Source organism: Pseudomonas sp. CCI3.1, from assembly GCF_034313985.1.
Taxonomy (GTDB): domain Bacteria; phylum Pseudomonadota; class Gammaproteobacteria; order Pseudomonadales; family Pseudomonadaceae; genus Aquipseudomonas; species Aquipseudomonas psychrophila.
Map to the genome: position 1 here is coordinate 4,892,779 of NZ_JAVIWO010000001.1, position 23,483 is coordinate 4,916,261.

The following is a 23,483-nucleotide window of genomic DNA, read 5'->3' on the forward strand; positions in this document are numbered from 1 at the left end:
GATATGTTGAAAGTCAGTGTTTATCGTTACAACCCTGATCAGGACTCTGCTCCGTTCATGCAGGAATTCGAGGTCAATACCAACGGTAAAGACCTGATGGTGCTGGACGTGCTGGCGCTGGTTAAAGAGCAGGACGAAGGTTTCTCCTATCGTCGCTCTTGCCGTGAGGGCGTTTGTGGCTCCGACGGCATGAACATCAACGGCAAAAATGCTTTGGCGTGTGTAACGCCGCTGTCCGCTGTCGTTAAAGGCAACAAGCTGATTGTTCGTCCATTGCCAGGTTTGCCGGTTATCCGTGACCTGGTCGTCGATATGAGCATCTTCTACAAGCAATACGAGAAAGTTAAGCCGTTCCTGCAGAACGATACTCCGGCTCCGGCCATTGAGCGTCTGCAATCGCCTGAAGAACGTGAAAAGCTCGACGGTCTGTACGAGTGCATCCTGTGCGCTTGCTGCTCCACCTCGTGCCCGTCCTTCTGGTGGAACCCGGACAAGTTCCTGGGCCCTGCTGCACTGTTGCAAGCCTATCGTTTCCTGGCTGACAGCCGTGACACCAAGACCAGCGAGCGTCTGGCTTCACTGGATGACCCGTTCAGCGTATTCCGCTGCCGCGGGATCATGAACTGCGTAAACGTGTGTCCGAAGGGCTTGAACCCGACTAAGGCCATCGGTCACGTGCGTAGCATGCTGCTGCAAAGCGGCGTGTGATCCAAAGCTGTACCGTAGGACCGCTGTAACCGTAAATGCTGCGGCGCAGGCTTCAACCGGCGCCGTAGTTTTAACCTGAGCAACAGCTCAAAAGCTGCGGCTCTTATTTTGAAGAAATGAGACCAGCAGGGGCATCCGGGCTGGTACCCGGACTATCAGCGTGATCCTAAGTGGCTTGTTTTAGTCGCTGTATTCGGACTTTCTCAAGCATGCTCTGGTGTTCTCGTCGATGGTGTCCCCTAACCGAGGGTGACCAAGCATGCAAGAAAGCGTGATGCAGCGCATGTGGAACAGCGGCTATCTTTCAGGTGGTAACGCTGCCTATGTGGAAGAGCTCTATGAGCTCTACCTGCACGACCCTAACGCTGTGCCAGAAGAATGGCGCACCAAATTTCAGACGTTGCCTACTGACGGCAACTCTGCCAACGATGTTTCGCACTCCACAATCCGCGATCATTTCGTGCTGCTGGCAAAGAACCAGCGCCGCGCCCAACCGGTTTCCGCCGGGAGCGTGAGCAGTGAGCACGAGAAGAAGCAGGTTGAAGTGCTGCGATTGATCCAGGCCTATCGGATGCGCGGCCACCAGGCAGCCCAGCTTGATCCGCTGGGGCTGTGGCAGCGTCCTGCACCTGCAGACCTGTCGATCAATCATTACGGCTTGACCAATGCCGATCTTGATACGACCTTCCGTGCCGGCGACCTGTACATCGGCAAAGAGGAAGCGAGCCTACGCGAAATTCTCGAAGCGTTGCAGCAGACATATTGCCGCACCATTGGCGCAGAGTTCACGCACATCGTCGATTCCGAGCAGCGCCACTGGTTTGAGCAGCGCCTCGAAAGCGTACGCGGCCGCCCGACGTATTCGGCTGAAGTCAAAGGCCATCTGCTTGAGCGTGTTACTGCAGCTGAAGGTCTGGAGAAGTACCTGGGTACCAAATACCCGGGCACCAAGCGTTTCGGCCTGGAAGGCGGCGAGAGCCTGATTCCTTTGCTGGACGAGCTGATCCAGCGTTCGGGCAACTACGGCACCAAAGAAATCGTTATCGGCATGGCCCACCGTGGCCGTCTGAACGTATTGGTGAACACCTTCGGTAAAAACCCGCGCGAGTTGTTCGACGAGTTCGAAGGCAAGAAAAAGATCGAGTTGGGTTCCGGTGACGTTAAATATCACCAGGGCTTCTCCTCCAACGTCATGACCGGTGGTGGTGAAGTCCATCTGGCAATGGCGTTTAACCCCTCCCACCTGGAAATCGTTTCTCCAGTGGTTGAAGGGTCCGTACGTGCTCGCCAGGACCGTCGTAACGACAGCACCGGCGAAAAGGTACTGCCAATTTCCATCCACGGTGATGCTGCGTTCGCAGGTCAGGGCGTGGTCATGGAAACCTTCCAGATGTCGCAAACTCGCGGCTTCAAGACGGGCGGCACCATTCATCTGGTCATCAACAACCAGGTGGGTTTCACCATCAGCAATCCGGAAGACTCGCGCTCCACCGAGTACTGCACGGACGTTGCGAAAATGATCCAGGCACCGATCCTCCATGTAAATGGTGATGATCCGGAAGCCGTTCTGTTCGTAACCCAGCTGGCTATCGACTATCGCATGCAGTTCAAGCGTGATGTCGTGATCGACCTGTTCTGCTACCGCCGTCGCGGTCACAACGAGGCCGACGAGCCAAACGGTACTCAGCCGCTGATGTATCAGCAGATCGCCAAACAGCGCACTACCCGTGAACTGTATGCCGAACGTCTGACGCAAGAAAAAGTGGTAGACGCAGAACGCGTTCAGGCCAAGATCGACGAATACCGCAACGCGCTGGACAACGGTCTGCATGTTGTGAAAAGTCTGGTCAAAGAGCCAAACAAAGAGCTGTTCGTAGACTGGCGCCCATACCTGGGTCACGCCTGGACTGCACGTCACGACACGCGCTTCGATCTCAAGACCCTGCAAGAGCTGTCTGCCAAGCTGCTGGAAATTCCGGAAGGCTTCGTGGTTCAGCGTCAGGTTGCGAAGATCTACGAAGATCGTCAAAAAATGCAAGCCGGCGGCCTGCCTATCAACTGGGGTTATGCCGAAACAATGGCATACGCAACCCTGCAGTTCGAAGGTCACCCGATTCGCATGACGGGTCAGGACATTGGCCGCGGTACGTTCTCGCACCGTCACGCCGTGTTGCACAACCAGAAAGATGCTGGCACCTACATTCCTCTGAAGCACCTGTTTGAAGGTCAGCCACGCTTTGACCTGTACGACTCGTTGCTGTCCGAAGAAGCCGTGTTGGCCTTCGAATATGGTTACTCGACCACCACGCCTAACGCGTTGGTGATCTGGGAAGCCCAGTTCGGCGACTTCGCCAACGGCGCCCAGGTTGTAATCGACCAGTTCATCACCAGTGGCGAGCACAAGTGGGGCCGTTTGTGCGGTCTGACCATGCTGCTGCCACACGGTTATGAAGGTCAGGGCCCGGAGCACTCCTCCGCACGTCTTGAGCGTTACCTGCAGCTGTGCGCCGAGCACAACATTCAGGTGTGCGTGCCGACGACTCCAGCGCAGATTTATCACCTGCTGCGTCGTCAGGTCATCCGTCCGCTGCGCAAGCCGCTGATCGTCCTGACACCGAAGTCGTTGCTGCGTCACAAATTGGCAATCTCGACCCTGGAAGATCTGGCCGAAGGTTCGTTCCAGACCGTTATTCCAGAAATCGATGCACAAGACCCGGCGAAAGTCGGTCGCATCGTGCTGTGTAGCGGCAAGGTCTACTACGACCTGCTGGAAAAACGCCGTGCCGAAGGTCGTGATGACATCGCCATCGTGCGTCTTGAGCAGCTGTACCCGTTCCCTGAGGACGACTTGATTGAAGTCCTGGCTCCGTACAAAAACGCCAAACATATTGTCTGGTGTCAGGAAGAGCCGATGAACCAGGGTGCCTGGTACTGCAGCCAGCACCACATGCGCCGCATCATCAGCGGTCACGACAAATCTCTCGTACTTGAGTACGCGGGCCGTGACGCTTCTGCTGCACCTGCTTGTGGTTACGCATCGATGCACGCTGAGCAACAGGCAAAACTGTTGCAAGACGCGTTCACTGTTTAACGCCTTCGCGCACTGAAACCGAATTTAAGGAACCAAAGAACATGGCTATCGAGATCAAAGCCCCAACATTTCCGGAATCGGTTGCCGATGGCACCGTTGCCACCTGGCACAAACAACCGGGCGACGCTGTAAAGCGCGACGACTTGATTGTTGATATCGAAACCGACAAGGTTGTGCTGGAAGTACTGGCTACAGCTGACGGCGTTCTGGGCGCTATCGTCAAGAACGAAGGCGACACCGTTCTTTCCGATGAAGTTCTGGGCTCCATCGTTGAAGGCGGCGTTGCTGCTGCCCCAGCCGCTGCTGCACCGGCCGCTCAGGCTGCTGCTCCAGCTGGCGAAGGCGAAGACGATCCGGTTGCAGCTCCTGCTGCTCGCAAGATCGCTGAAGAAAACGGTATCAACATCGCTTCCGTTGCCGGTACAGGCAAAGGCGGTCGTGTGACCAAGGAAGACGTCGTTGCCGCTGTTGCTGCTAAAAAGGCTGCTCCTGCTGCTGCGCCTGCCAAGGCTGCTGCTCCTGCCGCTGCTGCTCCGGTATTCGCTGCTGGCGACCGCGTAGAAAAACGCGTTCCGATGACCCGCGTTCGTGCCACTGTGGCCAAGCGTCTGGTTGAAGCTCAATCGAACATGGCGATGCTGACCACTTTCAACGAAGTGGACATGACTGAAATCATGGCATTGCGTTCGAAGTACAAGGACCTGTTCGAGAAGTCGCACAACGGCGTACGTCTGGGCTTCATGTCGTTCTTCGTCAAGGCTGCTACCGAAGCGCTGAAACGCTTCCCGGCAGTTAACGCTTCGATCGACGGTTCCGACATTGTTTACCACGGCTTCGCCGACATCGGTGTTGCTGTTTCTAGCGACCGTGGTCTGGTGGTTCCGGTTCTGCGTAACGCCGAACTGATGAGCCTGGCTGAAATCGAAGGCGGCATCGCTGCTTACGGTAAAAAAGCCCGTGACGGCAAACTGTCCATCGACGAAATGACCGGTGGTACGTTCACTATCACTAACGGTGGTACTTTCGGTTCGATGATGTCGACCCCGATCGTTAACCCGCCGCAAGCCGCGATCCTGGGCATGCACAACATCCTTCAGCGTCCAATGGCAATCAACGGTCAGGTCGTAATCCGCCCGATGATGTATTTGGCTCTGTCTTACGATCACCGCTTGATCGACGGCAAAGAAGCTGTAAGTTTCCTGGTAGCAATCAAAAACCTGCTGGAAGACCCAGCTCGCCTGCTGCTGGATATCTGATAGAAGCAGCTGCGAGTTTCAGGCCGCGCGTTAAAGCAACCGGCTTGAGGCTCGTATCATAGGAAACAGCTATGAGCTGCAAGTGTGAAGCTGCAAGCAATTGTGGTTTGGCCTTGTAGCTTGCAGCTTGAAGCTTGTAGCTAAAGAGGACTTTTTTACATGTCTCAGAAATTTGACGTTGTAGTGATTGGTGCGGGCCCTGGTGGCTACGTTGCTGCCATCAAGGCTGCTCAACTGGGCCTTTCGACTGCTTGCATCGAAAAATACACCGACAAGGAAGGCAAACTGGCGCTGGGCGGCACTTGCCTGAACGTTGGCTGCATTCCATCCAAGGCGCTGCTGGACAGCTCCTGGAAGTATCACGAAGCCAAGGATGCATTTGCTATCCACGGCATCACCACCGGTGAAGTGAAGATGGACGTTGCTGCGATGGTTGGCCGTAAAGCCAACATCGTTAAAGGTCTGACTTCCGGCGTTGCGACCCTGTTCAAGGCTAACGGCGTTACTTCCCTGCAAGGCCACGGCAAACTGCTGGCCGGCAAGCGAGTTGAACTGACCAAGCCAGACGGCACCGTCGAAATCATCGAAGCCGAGAACGTGATTCTGGCTTCGGGCTCGCGCCCAATCGACATTCCACCTGCTCCAGTTGATAACAACGTCATCGTTGATTCGACCGGCGCACTGGAATTCCAGTCCGTACCCAAGCGTCTGGGCGTTATCGGCGCTGGCGTTATCGGTCTGGAACTGGGTTCGGTATGGTCCCGTCTGGGTGCTGAAGTAACTGTCCTGGAAGCCCTGGACACGTTCCTGATGGCTGCAGACGCTGCCGTATCCAAAGAAGCCTACAAAACCCTGACCAAACAAGGTCTGGACATCAAGCTGGGCGCTCGCGTTACCGGTTCCAAGGTTAACGGCGAAGAAGTCGTTGTGACCTACACCGACGCCAACGGCGAACAGACCATCACGTTTGACAAGCTGATCGTAGCCGTTGGTCGCCGTCCGGTGACTACCGAGCTGTTGGCAGCTGACAGCGGCGTGACCATCGACGAGCGCGGTTTCGTGTTTGTTGACGATCATTGCGCGACCAGCGTACCGGGCGTATTCGCCATTGGTGACGTGGTACGTGGCATGATGCTGGCTCACAAGGCTTCGGAAGAAGGCATCATGGTTGTTGAGCGCATCAAAGGTCACAAGACCGAGATGAACTACGACCTGATTCCATCGGTTATTTACACTCACCCGGAGATCGCGTGGGTCGGTAAAACCGAACAGGCCTTGAAAGCTGAAGGCGTTGAAGTTAACGTCGGCACCTTCCCGTTCGCAGCCAGTGGCCGTGCCATGGCAGCAAACGATACCGGTGGCTTTGTTAAAGTCATTGCTGATGCCAAAACTGACCGCGTACTGGGCGTCCACGTGATTGGCCCGAGCGCAGCAGAGCTGGTACAGCAGGGCGCGATCGGTATGGAATTCGGCACCAGCGCTGAAGATCTGGGCATGATGGTTTTCTCCCATCCAACCCTGTCTGAAGCCTTGCACGAAGCAGCACTGGCAGTGAATGGCGGCGCCATCCACATTGCCAACCGCAAAAAACGTTAATACCAGACAATAAGAAACCACGGCGGTTTGCCCGTCGTGAGCCTTGCTAGCAAGCCTCACCGCGGAACTTCCGCCGGACGCAGTCTTGTCTTGTTTTACTCGGGGCCGACTCCGCTTACGCGGATGTCGGGCTTGAACAGGCAGCACAAGCAGCAGTCACAGGTGGTGCGGCACTAATAAAAGTGCAGCGCCGAATGCGCAGTACCTAACGAAGACGGTAAAAAGCATGAATCTTCACGAGTATCAGGGTAAGCAGCTGTTCGCTGAATACGGCCTGCCAGTATCCAAGGGTTATGCAGTAGACACCCCGGAAGCAGCCGCAGAAGCTTGCGACAAAATCGGCGGGACCGAGTGGGTTGTTAAAGCCCAGGTTCACGCAGGTGGTCGCGGTAAAGCGGGCGGCGTTAAGCTGGTTCGCAGCAAAGAAGACGCTAAAGCATTCGCACAACAGTGGTTGGGCAAGCGTCTGGTGACTTACCAGACTGATGCCAATGGTCAGCCGGTCACCAAGATCCTGGTTGAATCGTGCACTGATATCGCTAAAGAGCTGTACCTGGGCGCTGTCGTTGACCGTTCCAGCCGTCGTATCGTGTTCATGGCTTCCACCGAAGGTGGCGTGGACATCGAGAAGATCGCTCACGACACTCCAGAAAAAATTCTGAAAGCTACTATCGATCCACTGGTTGGCGCTCAGCCATTCCAGGGTCGCGAGTTGGCTTTCCAGCTGGGTCTGGAAGGCAAGCAAGTCACTCAGTTCGCCAAGATCTTCGTAGGTCTGGCCAAACTGTTCAAGGATCACGACCTGGCTCTGCTGGAAGTGAACCCGCTGGTTATCAAGACTGACGGCGATCTGCACTGCCTCGATGCAAAAATCAACATCGACGCAAACGCCATGTACCGTCAGGCCAAGCTGAAAACTTTCCACGATCCGTCGCAAGACGATCCGCGCGAAGCGCACGCTGCCAAGTTCGAACTGAACTACGTAGCACTGGAAGGCAACATCGGCTGCATGGTAAACGGCGCTGGTCTGGCGATGGGCACCATGGACATCGTTAACCTGCATGGCGGCAAGCCAGCCAACTTCCTCGACGTTGGCGGCGGTGCTACCAAAGAACGCGTTACCGAAGCGTTCAAGATCATCCTGTCCGACAGCAATGTCGCTGCAGTACTGGTCAACATCTTCGGCGGCATCGTTCGTTGCGACATGATTGCCGAAGGCATCATCGGTGCAGTGAAAGAAGTCGGCGTGAAAATCCCGGTGGTTGTTCGCCTTGAAGGCAACAACGCTGAACTGGGCGCTAAAGTACTGGCAGAAAGCGGCTTGAACATCATCGCTGCTACCAGCTTGACCGACGCTGCTCAACAAGTTGTTAAAGCTGCGGAGGGCAAGTAATGAGCGTCCTGATCAATAAAGACACCAAAGTTATCTGCCAAGGCATCACTGGTTCGCAGGGTAGTTTCCACACCCAGCAAGCCATCGAATACGGCACCAAGATGGTCGGTGGCGTTACTCCGGGCAAAGGCGGCACCACTCACCTGGACCTGCCTGTTTTCAACACCGTGAAAGAAGCTGTAGCTGCCACTGGCGCAACTGCCAGCGTTATCTACGTACCGGCTCCTTTCTGCAAGGACTCCATCCTTGAAGCAGCGTTCGGCGGCATCAAGCTGATCGTTTGCATCACTGAAGGCATTCCTACCCTGGACATGCTGGACGCTAAGGTTAAGTGCGACGAGCTGGGTGTTACCCTGATCGGCCCTAACTGCCCAGGCGTTATCACTCCAGGCGAATGCAAGATCGGCATCATGCCAGGTCACATTCACTTGCCAGGCAAAGTAGGCATCGTGTCGCGTTCCGGCACCCTGACTTACGAAGCGGTCAAGCAAACTACTGACGCCGGTTTCGGTCAGTCGACTTGCGTAGGCATCGGTGGTGACCCGATCCCTGGTTCCAACTTCATCGACATCCTGAAGCTGTTCCAGGAAGACCCGAAGACCGAAGCGATCGTAATGATCGGTGAGATCGGCGGTTCGGCTGAAGAAGAAGCGGCTGCCTACATCAAGGCACACGTGACCAAGCCAGTTGTTTCCTACATCGCTGGTGTGACTGCCCCTGCTGGCAAGCGCATGGGCCATGCTGGCGCAATCATCTCTGGCGGCAAGGGCACTGCAGACGAGAAGTTTGCTGCTCTGGAAGACGCAGGCGTTAAAACCGTGCGTTCGCTGGCAGACATCGGCAAGGCTCTGTCCGAGCTGACTGGCTGGGCAATCAAATAAGCCACGCGCTTATCTGATAGCTACACCAGACAAAGGCCACCTTCGGGTGGCCTTTGTGCGTTTGGTGTTTCGGTACTAAACAAATATATAGGCGTTACACGTCGAAGAAATTAACTGGAAAGTTGGGCACTGCCCTCTAGGTTTACCTTCGAAATAAACCTTATACGAGAGGATGTTACTGACATATCCAAATGTATATTGGAGATGCCCGTTTCTTGACTGGTTATTTGTGCAGAATGAAAATATTAACTTCTCAACCAGTGGAAGTTAAACAATGAAGGGTATTTCTCCAGGTCTGGCCAGCGTGCAAAGGTCCGCCAGTTTTCATGAGCTTCGACACATTCTAGTTTCTTCAGATCCCAGGCAAGTAGGGTCATTGGGCAGTGAGGAAAAACTCAAACTATTGCAGGCCGTTATAAAAGAATTAGCGGCTGCTGCAACTTCACAAAAAAATCCTGCTTCCCATATTGTTACCGGCCAAATGGGCGCTGGAAAATCAACGGCGATAAACAGTATTTCAGCACAGTTCAAAGGTAACTGTGTGATCGTCGATTACGATGATCTGAAGCGTTTTGTCCCTGGCTACACTGAGGCGGCACGGGAGGGTTACCCTGGCACTGTGCCCGGCAGCAAGGAGATAGCGCGTTATCTGGAGGAGGGTCTGCAAAAGCATGGGCTCGAAAACAGGCTCAACATGGTCATCCAGAAATCCATCAATAGTAGAAATCATGAAGTGCTGGCCGCAGCCAAAGCGTGCAAAGAGCATGGTTACCGTGTATCGCTCAACATCCTGGCAGTTGATAAGGCCACTAGCACGATGGGCGTCTTCTCACGGTATGAGTCTGGTTTGAAAGATATCAATGAAGGAAAAGACTCGCGGGACGGTGCCAGAAGAACACCAATGGACTATCACGAAGATGCGTATGTCAGTACCTCGAACCCTGAACAATACGAAAGCCTTGTGCCTGAACTGGATGAAGTTGTAGTGAGCGGCAGGGCGGGTGAGATTTATTATCATGGAGCGACAGATATATCACCTGACAAAATTGTCGCGGCTATTGAACAGGGAAGGGAAAGTGGAAAGTTCGAGCCCGTTCCATTATTCGAGAAGCTGTCGTCACTTGTTTCGTTTAATGCGCAGTTCGCCAATCCAGAGCTAAGAGACAAAAAATAACTGATGGGCCATCGTCTGTCAGATACAAAACCCGCTTGACTGCGACACTGCTCAAGTGTGGGAGCGGGCTTGCTCGCGATGGCTTCAGAGCGGCGTATTTATTCGGTAAATATCGGGCATCGTTAAAGACCATCGCGAGCAAGCCCGCTCCCACAGAGGCAAAAATCACTTAAGTGAACAACATTGCACCTTCGGGTGGCCTTCGTGCCTACCCCATCGCGGCAGCACCAACGCTGCAAAACCACACCAAATCAATTTTCGATGTCATCCAGGCGACAACTGCGTTCGTTCATCGGACAGTCCGCCCTCTAACAGTGCGTTGTAGGAAAAAAATCGGTAATCTTGCCGCCATTCTGCATTTCTGCGTGTGCATCCCAAAAGGAAGCCGCGCGCTAGACGGGTCGGACTTATACAGACCGACAGCATTTCCCACATCCGCACGGGAAATTCCCCTCTAAATTCCGATTCAGTAGTGTGGTATTTCCGTAATGAAAGTATTGAAAGGCCAGGACATCCTGGCACTTGGGTTTATGACTTTTGCCCTGTTCGTTGGGGCTGGCAACATCATTTTCCCGCCAATTGTTGGCCTGCAGGCTGGACCGAATGTCTGGATGGCCGCATTGGGCTTCCTGATCACCGCAGTCGGTTTGCCGGTGGTCACTGTGATTGCGCTGGCCAAAGTTGGCGGCGGAATGGACGCACTGAGCAGCCCGATCGGTAAAATCGCGGGTGGCTTGCTGGCGGCTGTGGCCTATCTGGCTGTAGGCCCGCTGTTCGCGACCCCGCGTACCGCCACCGTCTCTTTTGAGGTCGGTCTGGCGCCGTTGACTGGCGAAAGCCCGATGGCGCTGTTCTTGTACAGCTCGGTGTACTTCCTGATTGTGTTCTTCGTTTCTCTGTATCCAGGCCGTCTGCTGGACACGGTAGGGCGCTTCCTTGCTCCATTGAAAATCATTGCCCTGGCTATTCTCGGCATTGCCGCCGTGGCCTTGCCTGCGGGTGATGTTGGCGTTGCGACTCCAGAGTACGTGGCGGCACCTTTCTCTCAAGGGTTCATCAATGGTTACCTGACCATGGATACCCTGGGTGCACTGGTTTTCGGCATTGTGATCGTGAATGCCATTCGCTCCCGTGGGGTTGAGTCGCCGAAGCTGATTACCCGTTACGCAATCATTGCCGGTCTGATCGCCGGTGTTGGCCTTGCGCTGGTGTATATCAGCCTGTTCCGCCTGGGTGCGGGCAGCCACGAAGTGGCGGCGGGTGCAACCAATGGCGCGGCAGTATTGCACGCCTACGTACAGCACACGTTCGGCTCCCTGGGCAGCGGCTTCCTGGCTGTATTGATTGCCCTGGCATGCCTGGTAACGGCCGTGGGCCTGACATGTGCCTGCGCTGAATACTTCAGCACGGTCTTGCCTCTGTCTTACAAGACGCTGGTGATTATCCTTGCGGTGTTCTCGCTGGCCGTGTCGAACCTTGGTCTGACGCAGTTGATCGCCTTCTCCATCCCGCTGCTGACGGCGATTTACCCGCCGTGCATCGTGCTGGTGGCGTTGAGCTTCTGCAAAGGCCTGTGGCATGCCCAGGCGCGGATCGTGGGTCCGGTCATGCTGGTATCGTTCATCTTCGGTTCGATCGATGCGCTCAAAGGGGCGGGCCTGGCTGGCTGGATTCCGAGCCAACTGGCGAATATGCCATTCAGCGACCAGGGTTTGGCGTGGCTGGTACCATGCCTCGTGACCTTGGTGGGTGCATTTATTTGCGACCGTCTGCTGGGCAAGCGTGCAGAAGCACTCGCGTAATTATTCAGTTCGCCAAAAGCGTATCTGAATAGATAAAAAAGCCCTGTATCTTATGGATGCAGGGCTTTTTTTATGGCGGTGTGTTCGGGCGCTCGATCGACAAAGGTTAATGCCAGACATAACAAAGCCCGCACTTGGCGGGCTTTGTTTTACCTCACAAAAAGCCGTATTACTTGCTTTCTGGAGTTGCCACTGGAGCAGCAGGAGTAGCAGGAGCGGCTTCTTCAGCGGCGGCTTTGTTGGACTCGGCCTGAGCTTTGGCAGCTTCGGCGTTTTCTTTCGCCGCGTCGTTCACTTTGTCCTGAGCTTCAGACATTTTTTCTTGAGCTTGCTCAGCGTGCTGAGTGGCGTCCTGGGCTTTATCTTCGGACTTCTTGTCGCACGCAGCCAGACCAAGGGTGGCAGCCAGCATCAAGGCAACAGCAAAAGTATTACGCATGGGGTGTTTCTCCTTATGAGTAGATCTACGGGGCGTTTGAGCATAGGCAGATAGCTTAAGTTCCATGCTTTTCGACATATATAAGTAAAGCATCAGGGGCAGAAACGATTGGTAAAAAACGGATGCCATTCCATCAGGCCTTGAAATTTGAACCTTAGCCCCCAACTTTCATGACATCCCGCCGCCAACCCACTAGGGCGTGGCTCATGCCATCCAATCGGAGTTTGATAACAATGAGCGTGGAAACTCAAAAAGAAACCCTGGGCTTCCAGACCGAGGTCAAGCAACTGCTGCACCTCATGATCCATTCGCTGTACTCCAACAAGGAAATCTTCCTTCGCGAATTGATCTCGAACGCCTCTGATGCTGTCGACAAATTACGTTTTGAAGCACTGTCCAAGCCAGAACTGCTGGAGGGCGGTGCCGACCTTAAAATCCGTGTGAGCTTCGACAAGGACGCTAACACCGTCACTCTCGAAGACAACGGTATTGGTATGAACCGCGATGACGTGATCACCCACCTGGGTACGATTGCGAAATCCGGTACTGCTGACTTCATGAAAAACCTGACAGGCGACCAGAAGAAAGACTCGCACCTGATCGGTCAGTTCGGCGTGGGCTTTTACTCTGCCTTCATCGTCGCCGACAAGGTTGATGTCTACAGCCGTCGCGCCGGGACTCCTGCAAGCGAAGGCGTGCACTGGTCCTCCAAGGGCGAAGGCGATTTTGAAGTTGCCACCGTCGAAAAAGCCGATCGCGGCACCAAGATTGTTCTGCACCTGAAGTCCGGCGAATCCGAGTTCGCTGACGGCTGGCGCCTGCGCAACATCATCAAGAAGTACTCCGACCATATCGCCTTGCCGATCGAGCTGCCTAAAGAGCAACCCGTTGCCGAAGGCGAAGAAGCACCTGCGTTGGAATGGGAAACCGTTAACCGCGCAAGCGCCCTGTGGACTCGTCCTCGTACTGAAGTCAAAGACGAGGAATACCAGGAGTTCTACAAGCACATTGCACACGACTACGAGAACCCGCTGGCCTGGAGCCACAACAAGGTTGAAGGCAAGCTGGAATACAGCTCGCTGCTCTACGTGCCGGCCCGTGCTCCATTCGATCTGTACCAGCGTGAAGCCCCTAAAGGCCTGAAGCTCTATGTACAGCGCGTATTCGTCATGGATCAGGCCGAATCGTTCCTGCCGTTGTACCTGCGCTTTATCAAGGGCGTGATCGACTCCAACGACCTGTCGTTGAACGTGTCGCGGGAAATCCTGCAAAAAGACCCGATCATCGACTCGATGAAGACCGCGCTGACCAAGCGTGTGCTCGACATGCTGGAAAAACTGGCGAAGAACGAGCCTGAGAAATACCAGGGCTTCTGGAAAAACTTCGGCCAGGTCATGAAAGAAGGCCCGGCTGAAGACTTCGCCAACAAGGAAAAAATCGCCGGCCTGCTGCGTTTTGCTTCGACCCACGGTGACGATGGTGAGCAAAACGTGTCTCTGGCCGACTACCTGGCACGTGCCAAGGAAGGTCAGGACAAGATTTACTACCTGACCGGCGAAACTTACGCACAGGTCAAGAACAGCCCGCACCTCGAAGTCTTCCGCAAAAAAGGCATCGAAGTCCTGCTGCTGACCGACCGTATCGACGAGTGGCTCATGAGCTACCTCAGCGATTTCGACGGCAAGAGCTTTGTTGACGTGGCACGTGGCGACCTCGATCTGGGAAACCTGGACTCCGAAGAGGACAAGAAAGCTGCAGAGGAAGTGGCCAAGGCCAAAGAAGGTCTGGTTGAACGCATCAAGGCAGCCTTGGGCGAAAGCGTTAGCGAAGTGCGTGTATCGCACCGTCTGACCGACTCCCCAGCAATTCTGGCCATCGGCGAGCAGGACCTGGGCATGCAAATGCGTCAGATCCTGGAAGCTAGCGGTCAGAAAGTGCCTGAGTCCAAGCCAATCTTTGAGTTCAATCCGGCTCACCCGCTGATCGAGAAACTCGATGCAGAGCAGAGCGAAGAGCGTTTTGGTGACCTGTCGCACATCCTCTTCGACCAGGCCGCACTGGCAGCCGGTGACAGCTTGAAAGACCCTGCGGCTTATGTCCGTCGGCTTAACAAATTGTTAGTAGAGTTGTCGGTCTAACCGCGCTATAAAAACCCGCTTCGGCGGGTTTTTTTTGTTTTGAATTCAGGAGTTTTTAATGAAATCAATTACGGTCAGTTCAGTGGCCTATCAAATCGACGGCCAAGCTTACGAAGGCCGCCTCGCGTTTGACCCGAGCCGAGAAGACCCTTTGCCGGGTTTGCTGATGGCGCCCAACTGGATGGGCATCAGCGCGGCTGCCGAAGAGATTGCCAAGTCGGTTGCAGAGCAGGGCTACGTGGTACTGATTGCTGACTTGTACGGTCAGGCCATCCGCCCGGGCGATGCCGACGAGGCGGGCGCTGCAATGATGCCGCTCAAGAATGACCGCGCCCTGTTGCGCAAGCGGATGTGGGCAGCGTATGACGCGCTGAAAAATCAGGGCCTGGCCCAGGTCGACAGCAGCAAGCTGGCGACCTTTGGCTTCTGCTTTGGCGGTTGCTGCTCGCTTGAGCTGGCGCGCAGTGGTGCACCACTGCTAGCCGCCGTGTCCTTCCACGGCAACCTCGACACCCCAAATCCTATCGATGCACAGAGCATCAAGGGCTCGGTGCTGGTGTTGCACGGCGCTTCTGATCCCTTGGTGCCAAACGAACAGCTACCGGTTTTTGCGGCCGAGATGAATGCGGCGAGCGTGGACTGGCAATTGACCAGCTATGGCGGCGCGGTGCATTCCTTCACCGACCCGCATGCCAATGTGCCGGGCAAGATGATGTACGACGCCAAAACCTCCAGCCGTGCGTTTACCGCCATGCACAACTTGCTGGATGAAGTGTTTCGCGATTAATCGCAATCACCCAGTCTGTGGGAGCGGGCTTGCTCGCGATGCTGACGGCTCGATCGTCAGACAAAACCGGGCGATGCTATCGCGAGCAAGCCCGCTCCCACAGCGCTCACGCCGAGCGCTCCATCACCTCATTCACCGTCAAATCCCGCATCAACAACCCGTACTTCAAGTCCACCTGCTCAGGGATCGGCAGGTACACCGTGTGGCCGTCACCCGGTGCAACCTGGGTCGGCAAGCCCGCGCTGTTGTGCAACCGTTCGAGATCAAAGTGGTAATTGCCGTGCGGGGTCATCAGCTCCAGATGGTCACCCAGGGCAAATCGGTTTTTGACCTTGACCTCGGCCAGGCCGTTGCGCCGTTCGCCGGTCAACTCCCCGACAAACTGCTGGCGGTGCGATAACGAACTGCCCTGCAGGTAGTTTTGATATTCATCGTGGACATGGCGCCGCAAAAACCCCTCGGTGTAACCGCGCTGGGCCAGTGACTCTAGGTCCGTCATCAGGCTGCGGTCAAACTCACGTCCTGCCACCGCATCATCAATTGCCTTGCGATACACCTGGGTTGCCCGTGCACAGTAGAAGTGCGACTTGGTTCGCCCTTCGATTTTCAGCGAATGCACGCCCATCCCGGCCAGCCGTGCCACATGCTGCACGGCGCGCAGATCCTTGGAGTTCATGATGTAAGTACCGTGTTCGTCTTCGAACGCGGTCATCTGCTCGTCCGGGCGTTGGGATTCATGCAGCACGAACACGTCGTCGGTGGGCGCTCCCACCCCCAGGGTCGGCTCTACCACCTTGACGATATTGCCCAGTTCGTTTTCCGTGGCCGGTTTAGTGTCGTATTTCCAGCGGCAGGCATTGGTGCAACTGCCTTGATTGGCGTCACGCTTGTTCATGTAACCGGACAACAGGCAGCGCCCCGAGTACGCCATGCACAACGCCCCGTGGACGAAAATCTCCAGCTCCATGTCCGGCACTTGCAGGCGAATCTCTTCGATCTCTTCCAGTGACAGCTCGCGGGACAGGATGATCCGGCTCAAGCCTTGCTGACGCCAGAACTCGACACTGGCCCAGTTAACCGTATTGGCCTGTACCGACAAATGAATCGGTACGTGGGGGAAGTTTTTGCGCACCAGCATGATCAGTCCCGGGTCAGACATGATCAGCGCATCCGGGCCCATGGCAACGACCGGCTCCAGATCCTTGAGGAAGGTGCGCAGCTTGGCGTTGTGCGGGGCAATATTGACCACCACATAAAAACGTTTGCCCTGTGCCTGGGCTTCGGCGATGCCAATGGCCAGATTGGCGTGGTCGAATTCGTTATTGCGTACCCGCAGGCTGTAACGCGGCTGACCTGCGTACACCGCGTCGGCCCCATAAGCGAAGGCATAACGCATGTTTTTGAGGGTGCCGGCTGGGGCGAGGAGTTCGGGCGGTGCAAGGCGCATAGTCAGGTCATTCGCAAAAAGGCGCGATGGTAGTCGAGCCTTGATGCGGGACTATTGACCTGGGTCTATGGGTTGAGCTTGAAGCTGACACTCATGCTGGTCGACTGCCCCTTGTGCAATAGCGTCAACCCCGGATGGCCGGGCAGGTGATGGGCATTGACCGGGTGGCTGACGGGCTCGAAGCAGAAATACTTCTCCCCGGGCGGGCAGTAGACCAGACAGTACTGGCTGCCTGTAGCCTGGCATTCGAGCGTATAGCCCAGATCCGGCTGGCTGATCAGCGCGTTGCCATCCCATTCGGTAAAACAGTTGTCGAGCCGGGTGTGCGGCAAGGCGTTGCTCTGGTTGAAGTCCCATTCCACCGGCAGGGGCGCACGCTCCGTGGGCAGGCCCTGATCATCACACAGCCAGACCTGAGCGGCCTTGGCCTGCAATCGGGTGTTGGCGGTGCGCGGCAGATACGGGTGCAGCCCCAGCCCGTGCCAGGCGGCGCGTTCGTCCTGATGGGTGACGTTCAGGTCTATGCGCAGTTGGCCGTCGCTCAAGGTGTAGCGCAACTGGGCGCGGTACGCAAAAGGGGTGGTGCTGTCGAGTTGCAGGCAGGCATGGCGCGGGCTGTGCTCGGTCACGCTCCAGGCTTGCTGCCAGGCGCTGCCGTGAATGGGCAGGGGGCCGGGAGGATTGTTGGCCTGCAGGGCGAACCAGTGGCTGGGGCCGTCGAAGCCGCCGTTGCCTATCCGGTTCGACCAGGGCACCAGTGGATAACAGGCCAGCTGGTTGGCCGAGTTGCTGTCCAGGGCATCGGCCGCACTTGGGCGAAACAAGGGCTGGCCGCTGGCAATGATGCTCCAGTCGAGAATGCTGCCGCCTATGTGCGGTGCCAGAGTCAGACGGGTCAGGCCGTCTTCAAGGGTCAATGTTTCTGTGGGCATGGGGCTCTACCGTTAGGGAATGACAGATCAATCGGTGGCACGGCGCCAGGTCAGCATCACGATACCCGCGACCACGATCAGGCCTCCGATGATTTGGCCGCTGCTAAGCAACTGGTCCAGGATCAGCCAGCCGAACAGCAGGCTTGCCACTGGCTCAACGTTCATCACGGGTGCGTTGCGGGCCATGTTCAGGCGCGTCATGCAGATAAACAACAGGCAGAACCCTAGCCCATAAAGCGCCACCAGGCAGGCCAGAGCTGTCCAGCCGGTGGACGAGGAGGGCAGCGACACGCCGCCGGGCAGCACGCCGCTGACCCCGGCCAGGGCCGCTGCGCAAAACACAATCAGCATGGTCAGCATGCTGCGCACCGTGCCACGCAGGCTCGACAGTTTATGATCGGTAATCCAGAGCGCACAGGCGAACACGGAGGCGGCGGCGAACCCGAACAGAATGCCTTCGAGCCATTGCGCTTCGGTGCTGCCCTGGTTCGACAGGCGCTCGGGTACGTCCAGGGCAAATACCAGACCGCACATGATCAACCCCATGAGCAGCGCCGCTCGCCGGGTCGGGGCTGCACCGCCCAGCGCCCAGGTCAGCAGCACCAGCAGGATCGGCGCCACGTTGGCAATCAACAGTGCCAGTGCCACGGGAATCCGCGCCACGGCCGAATAGATAAAAAAGCTTTGTGCCGCGATCAGCAGCCCCAGCAGCAATTGCCAGCGCCAGTTGGCAGCGGTCAATCGGGGGCGTTCGCGTTGCCACAGCACCAGGCCGGTCAACACCAGCAAGGTCACGCCAGCGCGACACAGAATGGCCAGTAACAGGCCCGTATCGTGGTCGAAGGCGATGCGGGCGGCGATATGGTTGCCCGCGAATGCGCAGGCCAGCAGGACCAGAATCAACACGGCGATATGGCGGGGGAACAAAGCAGGAGCAGACATAAGTAACCAGCCTCCTTGGCTGGAAATAAAGCCTCTTGGATAAGCATTGTGGGAGCGGGCTTGCTCGCGATGGGATCGCTGCGGTGTATCAGTTACACCGCGTCGTCTGCATCGCAAGCAAGCCCGCTCCCACGGGCAGGGGACGGTTTACAGAACCAGGTTTGGCAACCACAGCGAGATGGCCGGAACATAGGTCACCAGCATCAGTACCATGAACAGCGCCACGTAGAACGGCAGCAAGGCTTTAACAGTGTTTTCAATGGTGACCTTGCCCACGGCAGCCCCCACGAACAGCACGGCGCCAACCGGCGGTGTGATCAGTCCTATCCCCAGATTGACCAGCATGATCATGCCGAAATGCACCGGATCGACGCCGATACCGATGATCACGGGCAACAGGATCGGCGTCAGGATCAGAATCAGTGGCGCCATGTCCATCACGGTGCCCAGCAGCAGCAACATCACGTTGATGCACATCAGGATCACGTAACGGTTATCCGACAGCGTCAGGAACGCTGTGGTGATCTTCATCGGGATTTCCATCAGCGTCAGGATGTAACCGAAGCTGGCGGCAAAACCGATCAGGATCATCACGATGGAAATGGTGCGTACCGCCCGGTGCATCAACTTGGGCAGGTCGCGCCATTTGTAATCGCGGTAAATAAACATGGTGACAAAGAACGACCAGACCACCGCAACCGCAGCCGACTCGGTAGCGGTGAAGATGCCGGTCAGGATACCGCCGAGGATGATGACCATGGCCATCAGCCCCCACATCGCTTCACCCGCGATCTTCAGTGCCTTGCGCAGCGGGATCACTTCACCTTTGGGGTAGTTGCGCTTGCGCGCAAAGATCATGCACAGGCCCATCATCACAGCGCTGAGCAGCAGCCCTGGCATGATGCCGGCCATGAACAGCGAAGCGATCGATACCGTGCCGCCAGCAGCCAGCGAGTACAGCACCGAGTTATGGCTCGGGGGGGTGAGCAGGGCTTGTACCGAGCCGCTGACAGTGACTGCCGTGGAGAACTCGCGGGGGTAGCCAGCGCGCTCCATTTCCGGAATCAGAACCGATCCTACAGACGCCGTGTCAGCCACGGATGAGCCGGAAATCGCGCCGAAGAAGGTCGAGGCCACAATGTTGACCAGTGACAGCCCGCCCCGTACGAAACCCACCAGCACCCCGGCGAAGGCCACCAGCCTGCGCGACATGCCCCCTTCGGCCATGATCGCCCCCGCCAGTACGAAGAACGGGATTGCCAGCAGGGAGAACTTGTTGACCCCGCCAGCCACCTGAATCATCAGGGCATCAAACGGGATATCGATCCACCAGGCGCCGACCAGTGCCGACAGGCCCAGCGCGTAAGCGACCGGCATGCCGAGAAGGATCAGGGCGATAAAGCTGCCCAACAGTACGAAAGCGTCCATTTATACGGCCTCTTCGCTGGCTTCTACGATGTCGAACCGCACGGCACGGCGGTGGCTTTGGTCACCCAGGAAGAGTTTTTCCAGGACGAAGCAAAGGGTGACCAGACCGCCTATAGGGATCGGTAAATAGGAGATGCCGACCCTGACGGATGGCATCTCACCGATGAATTGATTCCAGGTGGTCGCGCACAATTTAAACCCCTTCACGGTCATGAACAGGCAGACGATCACCATCAGTATTTGCACCAGCACGGCCACCTTGGAGCGGATGCGTGCGGGCATGCGTTCCACAGCCATCGCCACGGCCATGTGGGCCCCGGCGCGGTAACTGGCGGCGGCCCCGAAAAAGGTAAAGACCACCATCAACAAAATGGCGGTGGGCTCGGGCCAGCTGGAGCCGGTCCCGAGCACGTAGCGGGCAAAAATGCCCCATGGAATGATCAGGGTCATGGTCAGTACCGACAGGCCGGCAATCCCGATACATACCCGGTACAACATGTCGTTAAAGCGCAGCACGGTATTTTTCATGGGGCTCACCACTGCGGCGGAGAACGGGCAGGAGCCCGTTACCGCGGCATTATCGGACTGACTTATTGAACGGCTTCAATACGGGAAATCAGGTCTTTGTAGTTCGCACCATATTTGTCGCGCACTGGCTGAGTAGCGTCGTAGAAGGCTTTTTTCTGTTCTGGCGTGAGGGTGATGAACTCAACACCACCGGCCTTGAGCTTGGTGATGCTCTCGGCGGATTTTTTGTCCCACAGCTCACGTTCTTCAAACTGCGCCTCTCGGGCCAGTTTCTGCACCAGAGCTTGTTGCTCCGGGCTCAGTTTTGCCCAAGTGGATTTGGCGATCACGATTGGCTCCGGCAGGATCAGGTGATCGGTCCAGGTGAAGTACTTGGCGTTCTGATAGTGGTTGTGTTCAAGGAAGGTAGGGGGGTTGTTTTCGGCGCCATCGATAACGCCTGTCTGCAAGGCGCTGAAGATTTCGCCGGTCGCCATGCCGATGCCATTGCCACCCATGTCGTTGATGGTATCGATAAAGACCGGGTTGCCCTGGACGCGAATTTTCATGCCCTTAAGGTCAGCCATCTCGCGTACTGGCTTCTTGGTGTAGAGGTTGCGGGTGCCGCCATCCATCCACGCCAGCGCGACCATGTTGAAATCGGAATTGGTGATTTTATCCAGCATCTCCTGGCCAATTTCGCCGTCGATGATTTTGCGCATGTGGGCCTGGTCACGGAACACGAACGGCAGGTTGAACGCATTGGTTTCCGGTACGACCGGCCCGAGGATCCCGAGGCTGACGCGGGTCATTTGTATTGCGCCGGACTGAAGCTGCTCGACCACTTCTTTCTCTGAGCCCAGTACGCCACCGGCAAACATCTTGAAGGAAATATCGCCGTTGCTCTGGGCCTGGAGCTTCTTGCCCATTTCCTGCTCAGCCACCACAGGCGGATAGCCGGTGGGGTGAACTTCGGCGAACTTGATTTTGATTTCGGCCTGGGCCATGCCTGACAGGCAGAAGGCCAGTGGCAGTGCAGCGATAAGCAGGGTGCGTTTGAAATCCATGGGTCACTCCAAATATTGTTTTTTTTATATCAAGGTGTTGGATCAGCAGTGTCGGCAAAGCAGTCAGTTGTTGAACGCGGGCTCCGTCAGTCCCTTGACCCCGGGCCTGAGGGCGAAAACGCCTCCTGCCAGCGGCTGGTCGCTGAGATCACCCGCAGGACGGATCGAGGTGACGAACAGGGTGTCCAGATCTGCGCCGCCAAAGGCACACATGGCGGGTTTTTTGACGGGCACGGCCAAGGAGCGGTCAAGCTTGCCGTCAGGGGTAAACCGATGGACCAACCCCGCATCGTTGCCGCAGATCCAGTAGCAACCATCGGCGTCGACGGCGGCGCCATCGGGGCGGCCAGCATGCTCGGTCATGTCCACGAACAGGCGGCGGCCATGGGGGGTGCCGGTGTCGGTGTCGTAGTCGAAAGCCCAGATCTTTTGCACATCGGGGTGTGAGTCCGAGAGGTACATGGTCTTGCCGTCCGGGCTGAACGCCAGGCCGTTGGGAACAGTCAGCCCTTCAAGTTGCGCCTTGAGCGGTCCTTCCTGGCCCGCGTCATAGCGATACATCGCGCCTACCGGTGCCCCTGCGGCCATGTTCATCAACATGGTGCCCGCCCAGAAACGCCCTTGGCGGTCGCAGCGGCCGTCGTTGAAGCGCATCTCTGGCAGGGCGTGGGTCACGCTGGCCAGCAGGCGGCTGTCGAGGCTGCCATCGGCGTGGGGCGTGATAGCGAACAGGCCATTCTCCATGCCGGCGATCCAACTGCCATTCCCTGCCTGAGCAATGCACGCGAGCATTTGCGAGGCCTGCCAGCTTTGGTTTTTACCATCGGCGAGGCTCCAGCGGTGCAGGCGTTTTGCCGGGATATCCACCCAGTAAAGTGCTTGTTGCGCCGAGCTCCAGACCGGGCTTTCGCCGGTGGCGTTGCGTGCATCCAGAATCAGTTCAGCAGTCATGGCGGCTCAATCCTTGTCCGTATTCAGTGTGATGCGCGGGCAGCGGTTTACTCGTCGCCGAATGGACCGGCCGCAACGAAGGCTCCGCCCTGGTAAACCATGCTCGGATCATTGGCCGCAGGCATTGGTTGGGCGTCGATCTTGTCGCGGAATACTTCAGAGGTGTCCTTGGGCTCAAAAGCCAGGTGGGCCGCAAAACGGTTGTCCCACCACACGTTGAGGTTGTTTGAGGCGCCATAGACCACGGTGTGGCCGACATTTGGGGTGTACAACGAGCGTTCGATCAACTGCGTGAGGTCGGCAAAGCTCAGCCAGGTGCTCATCATCCGGCGGTTCTGCGGCTCGGGAAATGAGGAGCCGATGCGGATGCTGACGGTCTCGATGCCATAGCGATCGAAGTAGAAGGTGGCCATGTCTTCGCCGTAGGACTTTGACAGCCCGTAATAGCCGTCCGGACGACGCAAGGAGTGGGCATCCAGGGTTTGGTCCTGTTTATAGAACCCGATGACATGGTTGGAGCTGGCGAAGATCACGCGCTTGACGCCATGACGGCGTGCTGCTTCATAAACATGGAAAACGCCGCTGATGTTCGGGCCCAGAATTTCTTCGAACGGACGTTCGACCGAGACACCGCCAAAGTGCAGGATCGCGTCTACGCCCTCAACCATCTGGTGAACAGCCTGTTTATCGGCGAGGTCGCAGAGGACTATTTCTTCGTGACTATCGGCCGCGGGTGCTATTGGGGCGATATCAGAGAGTCGTAAAAGCTTGGCGTAGGGCTTGAGGCTTTCGCGCAGCACCTTCCCCAGACCGCCGGCTGCACCGGTGAGAAGAAGGCGATTGAAGGGGGTTTGGACAGTACGTGTGGTTGTCATCAAAGATCCCTGTAATTCTTGTTATTGTCATCTGTTGTCGTATGACTTGGCTCGGATTATTCACAGCCA

General features: G+C 56.6%; 19 protein-coding genes. 10 read left to right on the plus strand and 9 right to left on the minus strand.

Annotation, left to right across the window (positions count from 1 at the left end):
- The first annotated feature begins 3 nt into the window (after positions 1–3).
- The 8 genes from RGV06_RS22565 to brnQ all read left to right on the plus strand — a co-directional run bounded on the left by RGV06_RS22565 (position 4) and on the right by brnQ (position 11,901).
- Positions 4–708: a succinate dehydrogenase iron-sulfur subunit gene (locus tag RGV06_RS22565; RefSeq protein ID WP_019828559.1), complete on the plus strand. Its 705-nt coding sequence runs from the start codon at positions 4–6 to the stop codon at positions 706–708.
- 259 nt (positions 709–967) lie between these two features.
- Entirely contained in the window at positions 968–3,799 is a 2,832-nt protein-coding gene (locus RGV06_RS22570) for a 2-oxoglutarate dehydrogenase E1 component (RefSeq protein ID WP_019828558.1), read from the plus strand.
- Positions 3,800–3,840: 41 nt separating this feature from the next.
- Entirely contained in the window at positions 3,841–5,055 is a 1,215-nt protein-coding gene (odhB, locus tag RGV06_RS22575) for a 2-oxoglutarate dehydrogenase complex dihydrolipoyllysine-residue succinyltransferase (protein ID WP_019828557.1), read from the plus strand.
- A 159-nt stretch (positions 5,056–5,214) separates the two neighbouring features.
- Complete coding sequence (gene lpdA, locus RGV06_RS22580) at positions 5,215–6,651, plus strand: dihydrolipoyl dehydrogenase (RefSeq protein WP_019828556.1); 1,437 nt, start codon at positions 5,215–5,217, stop codon at positions 6,649–6,651.
- Positions 6,652–6,877: 226 nt separating this feature from the next.
- On the plus strand, positions 6,878–8,044 hold the full coding sequence (sucC, locus tag RGV06_RS22585) for an ADP-forming succinate--CoA ligase subunit beta (protein ID WP_019828555.1): 1,167 nt from the start codon (positions 6,878–6,880) through the stop codon (positions 8,042–8,044).
- The gene (gene sucD / locus RGV06_RS22590; RefSeq protein ID WP_019408932.1) at positions 8,044–8,925 is read left to right on the plus strand and encodes a succinate--CoA ligase subunit alpha; all 882 of its coding nucleotides are present in this window, start codon (positions 8,044–8,046) and stop codon (positions 8,923–8,925) included. Before sucC ends, sucD begins: the two co-directional genes overlap by 1 nt.
- A 274-nt stretch (positions 8,926–9,199) precedes the next feature.
- Complete coding sequence (locus RGV06_RS22595; RefSeq protein ID WP_052750689.1) at positions 9,200–10,099, plus strand: zeta toxin family protein; 900 nt, start codon at positions 9,200–9,202, stop codon at positions 10,097–10,099.
- A 488-nt stretch (positions 10,100–10,587) separates the two neighbouring features.
- Positions 10,588–11,901, plus strand: a complete 1,314-nt coding sequence (gene brnQ / locus RGV06_RS22600) for a branched-chain amino acid transport system II carrier protein (RefSeq protein ID WP_322151469.1) — start codon at positions 10,588–10,590, stop codon at positions 11,899–11,901.
- Between the two features lie 169 nt (positions 11,902–12,070).
- On the opposite strand, the gene RGV06_RS22605 is transcribed toward brnQ, so the two are convergent.
- Positions 12,071–12,340 carry a lipoprotein gene (locus RGV06_RS22605; RefSeq protein ID WP_019828549.1) on the minus strand — a complete coding sequence of 90 codons (270 nt, stop codon included), beginning with the start codon at positions 12,338–12,340 and terminating at the stop codon, positions 12,071–12,073.
- 233 nt (positions 12,341–12,573) lie between these two features.
- On the opposite strand from RGV06_RS22605, the gene htpG reads away from it, so the two are divergent.
- Both htpG and RGV06_RS22615 read left to right on the plus strand, forming a co-directional pair.
- Positions 12,574–14,478, plus strand: coding sequence for a molecular chaperone HtpG (gene htpG / locus RGV06_RS22610; RefSeq protein WP_019828548.1), 1,905 nt, complete (start codon positions 12,574–12,576; stop codon positions 14,476–14,478).
- Between the two features lie 58 nt (positions 14,479–14,536).
- On the plus strand, positions 14,537–15,265 hold the full coding sequence (locus tag RGV06_RS22615) for a dienelactone hydrolase family protein (RefSeq protein ID WP_019828547.1): 729 nt from the start codon (positions 14,537–14,539) through the stop codon (positions 15,263–15,265).
- Positions 15,266–15,371: 106 nt separating this feature from the next.
- Here RGV06_RS22615 and yegQ read toward each other — a convergent pair whose 3' ends face one another.
- The 8 genes from yegQ to RGV06_RS22655 form a co-directional block, all read right to left on the minus strand.
- Positions 15,372–16,712, minus strand: a complete 1,341-nt coding sequence (yegQ, locus tag RGV06_RS22620) for a tRNA 5-hydroxyuridine modification protein YegQ (protein ID WP_322151472.1) — start codon at positions 16,710–16,712, stop codon at positions 15,372–15,374.
- A 65-nt stretch (positions 16,713–16,777) separates the two neighbouring features.
- The gene (locus RGV06_RS22625) at positions 16,778–17,644 is read right to left on the minus strand and encodes an aldose 1-epimerase (protein WP_322151474.1); all 867 of its coding nucleotides are present in this window, start codon (positions 17,642–17,644) and stop codon (positions 16,778–16,780) included.
- Positions 17,645–17,671: 27 nt separating this feature from the next.
- Complete coding sequence (locus RGV06_RS22630; protein ID WP_019828544.1) at positions 17,672–18,586, minus strand: EamA family transporter; 915 nt, start codon at positions 18,584–18,586, stop codon at positions 17,672–17,674.
- A gap of 147 nt (positions 18,587–18,733) precedes the next feature.
- Complete coding sequence (locus tag RGV06_RS22635) at positions 18,734–20,014, minus strand: TRAP transporter large permease (protein ID WP_019828543.1); 1,281 nt, start codon at positions 20,012–20,014, stop codon at positions 18,734–18,736.
- Entirely contained in the window at positions 20,015–20,542 is a 528-nt protein-coding gene (locus RGV06_RS22640; protein WP_046808669.1) for a TRAP transporter small permease, read from the minus strand.
- 62 nt (positions 20,543–20,604) lie between these two features.
- Positions 20,605–21,588 carry a TRAP transporter substrate-binding protein gene (locus RGV06_RS22645; protein WP_019828540.1) on the minus strand — a complete coding sequence of 328 codons (984 nt, stop codon included), beginning with the start codon at positions 21,586–21,588 and terminating at the stop codon, positions 20,605–20,607.
- Positions 21,589–21,651: 63 nt separating this feature from the next.
- Positions 21,652–22,539 carry a glucurono-1,5-lactonase gene (locus tag RGV06_RS22650; protein WP_046808671.1) on the minus strand — a complete coding sequence of 296 codons (888 nt, stop codon included), beginning with the start codon at positions 22,537–22,539 and terminating at the stop codon, positions 21,652–21,654.
- A gap of 47 nt (positions 22,540–22,586) precedes the next feature.
- Entirely contained in the window at positions 22,587–23,414 is an 828-nt protein-coding gene (locus RGV06_RS22655) for an NAD-dependent epimerase/dehydratase family protein (RefSeq protein ID WP_322151477.1), read from the minus strand.
- Positions 23,415–23,483 lie beyond the last annotated feature (69 nt).

Excerpts from the sequence above, each read along its gene's own strand:
- RGV06_RS22565 (WP_019828559.1), top strand. The coding sequence starts at position 4 with ATGTTGAAAGTCAGTGTTTATCGTTACAACCCTGATCAGGACTCTGCT.
- RGV06_RS22570 (WP_019828558.1), top strand. The coding sequence starts at position 968 with ATGCAAGAAAGCGTGATGCAGCGCATGTGGAACAGCGGCTATCTTTCA.
- odhB (WP_019828557.1), top strand. The coding sequence starts at position 3,841 with ATGGCTATCGAGATCAAAGCCCCAACATTTCCGGAATCGGTTGCCGAT.
- lpdA (WP_019828556.1), top strand. The coding sequence starts at position 5,215 with ATGTCTCAGAAATTTGACGTTGTAGTGATTGGTGCGGGCCCTGGTGGC.
- sucC (WP_019828555.1), top strand. The coding sequence starts at position 6,878 with ATGAATCTTCACGAGTATCAGGGTAAGCAGCTGTTCGCTGAATACGGC.
- sucD (WP_019408932.1), top strand. The coding sequence starts at position 8,044 with ATGAGCGTCCTGATCAATAAAGACACCAAAGTTATCTGCCAAGGCATC.
- RGV06_RS22595 (WP_052750689.1), top strand. The coding sequence starts at position 9,200 with ATGAAGGGTATTTCTCCAGGTCTGGCCAGCGTGCAAAGGTCCGCCAGT.
- brnQ (WP_322151469.1), top strand. The coding sequence starts at position 10,588 with ATGAAAGTATTGAAAGGCCAGGACATCCTGGCACTTGGGTTTATGACT.
- RGV06_RS22605 (WP_019828549.1), bottom strand. The coding sequence starts at position 12,340 with ATGCGTAATACTTTTGCTGTTGCCTTGATGCTGGCTGCCACCCTTGGT.
- htpG (WP_019828548.1), top strand. The coding sequence starts at position 12,574 with ATGAGCGTGGAAACTCAAAAAGAAACCCTGGGCTTCCAGACCGAGGTC.
- RGV06_RS22615 (WP_019828547.1), top strand. The coding sequence starts at position 14,537 with ATGAAATCAATTACGGTCAGTTCAGTGGCCTATCAAATCGACGGCCAA.
- yegQ (WP_322151472.1), bottom strand. The coding sequence starts at position 16,712 with ATGCGCCTTGCACCGCCCGAACTCCTCGCCCCAGCCGGCACCCTCAAA.
- RGV06_RS22625 (WP_322151474.1), bottom strand. The coding sequence starts at position 17,644 with ATGCCCACAGAAACATTGACCCTTGAAGACGGCCTGACCCGTCTGACT.
- RGV06_RS22630 (WP_019828544.1), bottom strand. The coding sequence starts at position 18,586 with ATGTCTGCTCCTGCTTTGTTCCCCCGCCATATCGCCGTGTTGATTCTG.
- RGV06_RS22635 (WP_019828543.1), bottom strand. The coding sequence starts at position 20,014 with ATGGACGCTTTCGTACTGTTGGGCAGCTTTATCGCCCTGATCCTTCTC.
- RGV06_RS22640 (WP_046808669.1), bottom strand. The coding sequence starts at position 20,542 with ATGAAAAATACCGTGCTGCGCTTTAACGACATGTTGTACCGGGTATGT.
- RGV06_RS22645 (WP_019828540.1), bottom strand. The coding sequence starts at position 21,588 with ATGGATTTCAAACGCACCCTGCTTATCGCTGCACTGCCACTGGCCTTC.
- RGV06_RS22650 (WP_046808671.1), bottom strand. The coding sequence starts at position 22,539 with ATGACTGCTGAACTGATTCTGGATGCACGCAACGCCACCGGCGAAAGC.
- RGV06_RS22655 (WP_322151477.1), bottom strand. The coding sequence starts at position 23,414 with ATGACAACCACACGTACTGTCCAAACCCCCTTCAATCGCCTTCTTCTC.